Raw genomic sequence first — 4,730 nt, 5'->3', positions numbered from 1 at the left:
CTATAAGCATTTGCTGCACTTTATTTTCCTGATGTGCCACAAAAAAGCCGACTAAATGTTGGCTTAACTTGTTAAACTAAAGCACCCGTTAGTTTAAGTACGTTTTTTCACAAACTTTKTTGATTTTACATAATTAATTTTATTCATTACAGGAACGCTGCCCTTTTAGTTGTACGAGAAAAAAGTGATGCCTAAGTAACCCGATGATCTTAAACTAATGCCTCCGTTAGTTCAAGAAGAACCATTTTAATTTAAATAGCCCAGATTTTGGAAAACTTAAATTGATTCAAATGATAGCCACCTTTTAGTAATCTCAGAAAATTTCTTAGTCGCGGGTGAGGTTGGTTTTCTTATAGCTAATCCAATAGTTCGATAGCTATCACTTTTAAGTGGAATGGCTGTAAAAGAAATTTTTGATTTCGGTATAATCATTTCTGGCAATATACTAATTCCTAGATTATTCTCCACCATGGAGATCACCGAGTATTCATTCATATTTTCGAATCGAATATTGGGGCTAACTTTATTCTCCTTAAATATTTTTTGAATATCATCATAACACTGATATGTTGGCATAATAAAAGGCACATTTTCTATTTGTTGCATTGATACTTGGTTTTCCTTACATAATTGGGATTGGTTAGATACAACACATAAAAGTCGATCCCTCTTCAATTGTACGATTTCAAAGGATTTTTCAAATGATTCAAAGTAAGTATCATTATTAATAAATCCACAATCTAATCTCCCGTTTTGTAACCAGTTCTCAACCTCAGCATAGTTTCCTTCCAGTAATTCGATTTCAATATTTGGAAACATTTCCTCCATTTTTTTAAGAATACCAGGAATCCAGTTTTTAGAAATACTCGAAAAAACCCCCACTCTTACTATTCCTTTTTGGAACCCATTGATAGCGGCTACTTCCTGCTTCAGAATGTTGTTATAGTATAAAATTTGCCGAACGGTAATTAAAAGCTCCTCTGCATTTTTGGTCAATGTAAAAGTAGAGTGATTGCGAATAAATAAAGGAAAGGAAAACTCTTTTTCCAAACTTCTAATTGCATGACTTACAGCAGATTGGGTGAAACCTAACACTTCTGCAGCTTTTGTAAAACTATTGAGTTCTGCCACTTTGTTAAATATTTCATATTTTATTAAAGTCACTATGGTCCTCCTTATGAGTTTTATTCATGTCCCCATTATATTTCTTCGTTTTATTTAATGCCATAACAAACTTATAATTAGTGCATGCTTTATTATATGACCCTTAATAAGGGATGTATTTTTCATGGAAGGATGAAGTGAAATGCAAAAAATTTTAGTTACAGGTGCTGCAGGTAAGATTGGCCAAGATGTTACAAGGTTCCTAGATAAGCAAGGGAATTACCAGTTACGGCTAGCAGATATTAACTTATCTGCTTTAGAAACTTTTAAAGATACAAATCATGAAATCATATATTTAGATGTTTCTGATTTAGCTGCTTGTCAAGAATTTACGAAAGGTATAGATATAGTTATACACTTGGCAGGTAATCCTTCACCAAATGCTGATTTTTATGGCTCCTTATTAGAAAATCATATAAAGGGAACCTATAATATTTTTAGAGCTGCTAGTGATAATAATGTATCCAAAGTAATAGTTGCTTCAAGTGCTCAAACAATTGAAGGCTATCCTTTGGATTATCAACCACATGCTTATTCCCCCACGAGACCCAAAAATATGTACGGGGTAAGTAAGTGTTTTGCAGAGGCTGTTGCTTCTTATTTTGCTTATGAAGAAGGGTTACAAAGTCTTGCTATTCGTATAGGTGCATATGATGATTATAATCCATATGGTAAACCACTAACGGCTAGAGATATGAGTGCATACTTAAGCCCAGAAGATTTTATGGACCTTCTCTTAAAGTCGATGACGGCAAAGAACTTACCTCCATTTTCAATTTTACATGGTGTTTCTAACAACAGGTTTAAACGAATTGATATTGAAGGAACAAGAAAGTTAGTTGGTTATAGCCCAAGTTCTGATGCTTTTGTACTAAGTGGTATTAAGTTCTTTGATTCTTGATTATTGATAAATGCATATCTAGAAAAGAGATTATATTATTGTTATTTAGCTTTTATTTGTTCCATTTTCAATAGCTACAGTTTCTATAATCAATAAATATTCCAATTTCCCCAAATAAAGCACACTATTCTTCATTCTCATTTGTGGAACAACTCTATGTTCCACAGATGTTCTTTTCCTTTTCAACATAATAAACACCCCTTTAGACAATCATATCTAAAGGGGTAAAACCAAGCCCTGTTCTGCTAAAGCACCCGTAAGTTGAGTAAGCACTCCTTGATACCCATTAAACAGTTACTCTCTACCGTAGATTTCTGTTCAAATTTATGTTGATTTTTATAAGCTTGTGCACCAATGACTGTCGCTCCCTTACGGGAAGCACACTTAAACCTATACTGATTATTGCACCCAGCCTCCAATAATAATAAGAGCCATAGAAAGGATATTTTCAATGAATGTAGTCATTAAAAGAGCATGTGGTAAAATTAAAGGTGCAATTTATCATTATTTTAAAAGTAAAGAAGAAGTATACGATCATACGCTACAGCAACAGGAAGATGAGATGATTCAAAAGCTGAAAAATAAATTTTCTACGCTTTACTCTACTACAGAAAAAGTGAATGTGCTTTTTGATATGTATACTTCAGATGAGTGGTTAAAAGAGCCAAAATTAAACAATGTAAGAAATCAACTAGCATTGGACTTCTGGTAGCAGAGCAGAGAATCGAAAAAAATATGAGATTCATAGTGGGCTATTTTACCATTTTTTAAATACCATTTTACAAGATGGTCAAGAGTGTGGAGAGATCTCAAAAGAATTAAATAAAGAATTAAATACTTCCCATGCTGCAAATTTTTTTGGGGGTATGATTGATTGAATTCTTTTTCATGGTTCTATTTTGCAACCAGCATTTCCTTTTTCGGAAATAGTGAAGTCATCTAAAGAAATGTATACTACTTTTTTAACAAGGGGTGTTATGAAATGATTACATTTAAGACAATGGAGCATTTAACCTTTAAGGAAGCACACGAACTTTTTACAAGTGGGTTTGAAGGATATTTTACTCCGATGAAGATGCCATTGGATTCTTTTATAGCTCGTTTTGGAAATGATAATCTATCAGTAGCAATGTCTGTTGTTATGTTTGATGAGGATAGACCAATAGGATTTGTATTACAAGGCATTCGGGAAGTAAATGGTGAGAAGATTGCTTGGAATGGTGGTACTGGAATTATTCCAGAATACAGAGGAAAGAAACTAGGAACAATCCTAATTGAAAAGGCTCTTGACCTGTTAAATCAGCAAAAAGTAAATATAGCTACATTAGAGGCTCTGTCAATTAATCAACCAGCTATAAAACTATATGAGAAGGTTGGGTATAAAGTAATTGATACGCTGCATTTTTTAGAGGCAGAAGGTGTATTAAGCTATGATGAAAAAATTGCTAGTGAATTTGAATTGAAAAGAATACCTGCACTGCAAGCAGTAAACTCAAGTATTTTCCCAGCTTTAGTACCATGGCAAGTAGATCCTTCTATTACACCAAAGGCCGGTGGAGAGGCAATTATTGCAATGAAGGATAGTGAAGTGCTTGCTGCTTGTTTAGTAAGAGCAAAACAACAATTTGGTAATGAAGCTGAAGGTGTCACATTATTTCAAGCTTTTACTAACAATGAACATACAGATGGAATACTCGCTATTCAAGCTGCACTACAGGAAGGGCTTCATTTTAATCGTTCTATTAAAAGAAATACTTATAATTTGGAAGACAAAATGAAAAATGTCCTCCCGTTTTTAAAAAATAATGGATTTAAAAATACTGATATTTCACAAGTATTTATGACAAAACAATTTATGGATTAACTTAAAAATACAGCTATCGCTATAAATTGGCGGTACCTGTATTTTTAAGTTAATTATTTTGAAGTTATTACCTTGTTATCTTCCTGTAAAAGATGAGTTAATGCTACTCGGAAACTATATATGTTTCTATTTCCACATGAATACTAGCATGAACATTCTCGCGAATAAACCTTGGATGAAGCCTCCGTAAATTGGAAGAACACCCATTAATCGTAAAGAACTATTTGCTCATTATAATCAAATGCTTCTACATCTTCTAAGCTAACTGCCGAAAAATCAAAAACAGCTTTTTCTACCTCTCGATGTTCTCCAATATCATTGTTGGTACACAATTTGCAATCAAAAAAGGAAGTACCTTTGTTCGGAAACTATTAATTGACTAATCTGGTCCTTTTCTTTTTTATGTCGCTTTTTGTGTCTAATGCGACATAAAAATGAATGGAATTTTCATTTCTCTTGTTCAACTAAACTGCCCCGTTAGTTTAAGTGAAAATCTTCACAATCTCATATTTATCTTATACCCAATTAGAATTATGAATATTTTTCATATTGGTAGTTTAATGATAAACGGCTATGTAACAACACTCGTTCGTAAAAGTACACTTTTACGAACTGTTTTAATTTGCTCATAATTTATGGTTTTTATAGTTCGCAAAACTATAAAAACCATTTTCGAACGTCCTCTATTTTACACACACTTTATCGCACACTGTTGCTAGAACTATAGTAGGCAAACCAAAATGAGGAGTAAATAACTGGATAACAAAAAATTCGGATATATACGAGTCAGCAGCAACGATC

5 protein-coding genes are annotated in these 4,730 nt (G+C 33.0%); 3 read left to right on the top strand and 2 right to left on the bottom strand.

Annotated elements, in window-relative coordinates; genetic code table 11:
- Positions 1-276: 276 nt before the first annotated feature.
- Positions 277-1,164: a LysR family transcriptional regulator gene (locus AC1DSL_RS15970; RefSeq protein WP_477532941.1), complete on the bottom strand. Its 888-nt coding sequence runs from the start codon at positions 1,162-1,164 to the stop codon at positions 277-279.
- Positions 1,165-1,306: 142 nt separating this feature from the next.
- Between AC1DSL_RS15970 and AC1DSL_RS15965 the strand changes: the two genes are divergently transcribed.
- On the top strand, positions 1,307-2,065 hold the full coding sequence (locus AC1DSL_RS15965; protein ID WP_002014092.1) for an NAD-dependent epimerase/dehydratase family protein: 759 nt from the start codon (positions 1,307-1,309) through the stop codon (positions 2,063-2,065).
- Between the two features lie 45 nt (positions 2,066-2,110).
- Here AC1DSL_RS15965 and AC1DSL_RS15960 read toward each other — a convergent pair whose 3' ends face one another.
- Positions 2,111-2,254, bottom strand: coding sequence for a hypothetical protein (locus AC1DSL_RS15960; protein ID WP_419961802.1), 144 nt, complete (start codon positions 2,252-2,254; stop codon positions 2,111-2,113).
- A gap of 262 nt (positions 2,255-2,516) precedes the next feature.
- On the opposite strand from AC1DSL_RS15960, the gene AC1DSL_RS15955 reads away from it, so the two are divergent.
- Positions 2,517-2,777 (top strand): TetR/AcrR family transcriptional regulator, encoded by a 261-nt coding sequence (locus tag AC1DSL_RS15955; protein WP_477532940.1) that lies wholly within the window; start codon positions 2,517-2,519, stop codon positions 2,775-2,777.
- Positions 2,778-3,047: 270 nt separating this feature from the next.
- Complete coding sequence (locus AC1DSL_RS15950; protein ID WP_477532939.1) at positions 3,048-3,929, top strand: GNAT family N-acetyltransferase; 882 nt, start codon at positions 3,048-3,050, stop codon at positions 3,927-3,929.
- Positions 3,930-4,730: the final 801 nt, after the last annotated feature.

Source organism: Paenisporosarcina sp. P4_D4, assembly GCF_056401835.1.
This window is presented reverse-complemented; position numbering and strand designations above follow the sequence as displayed.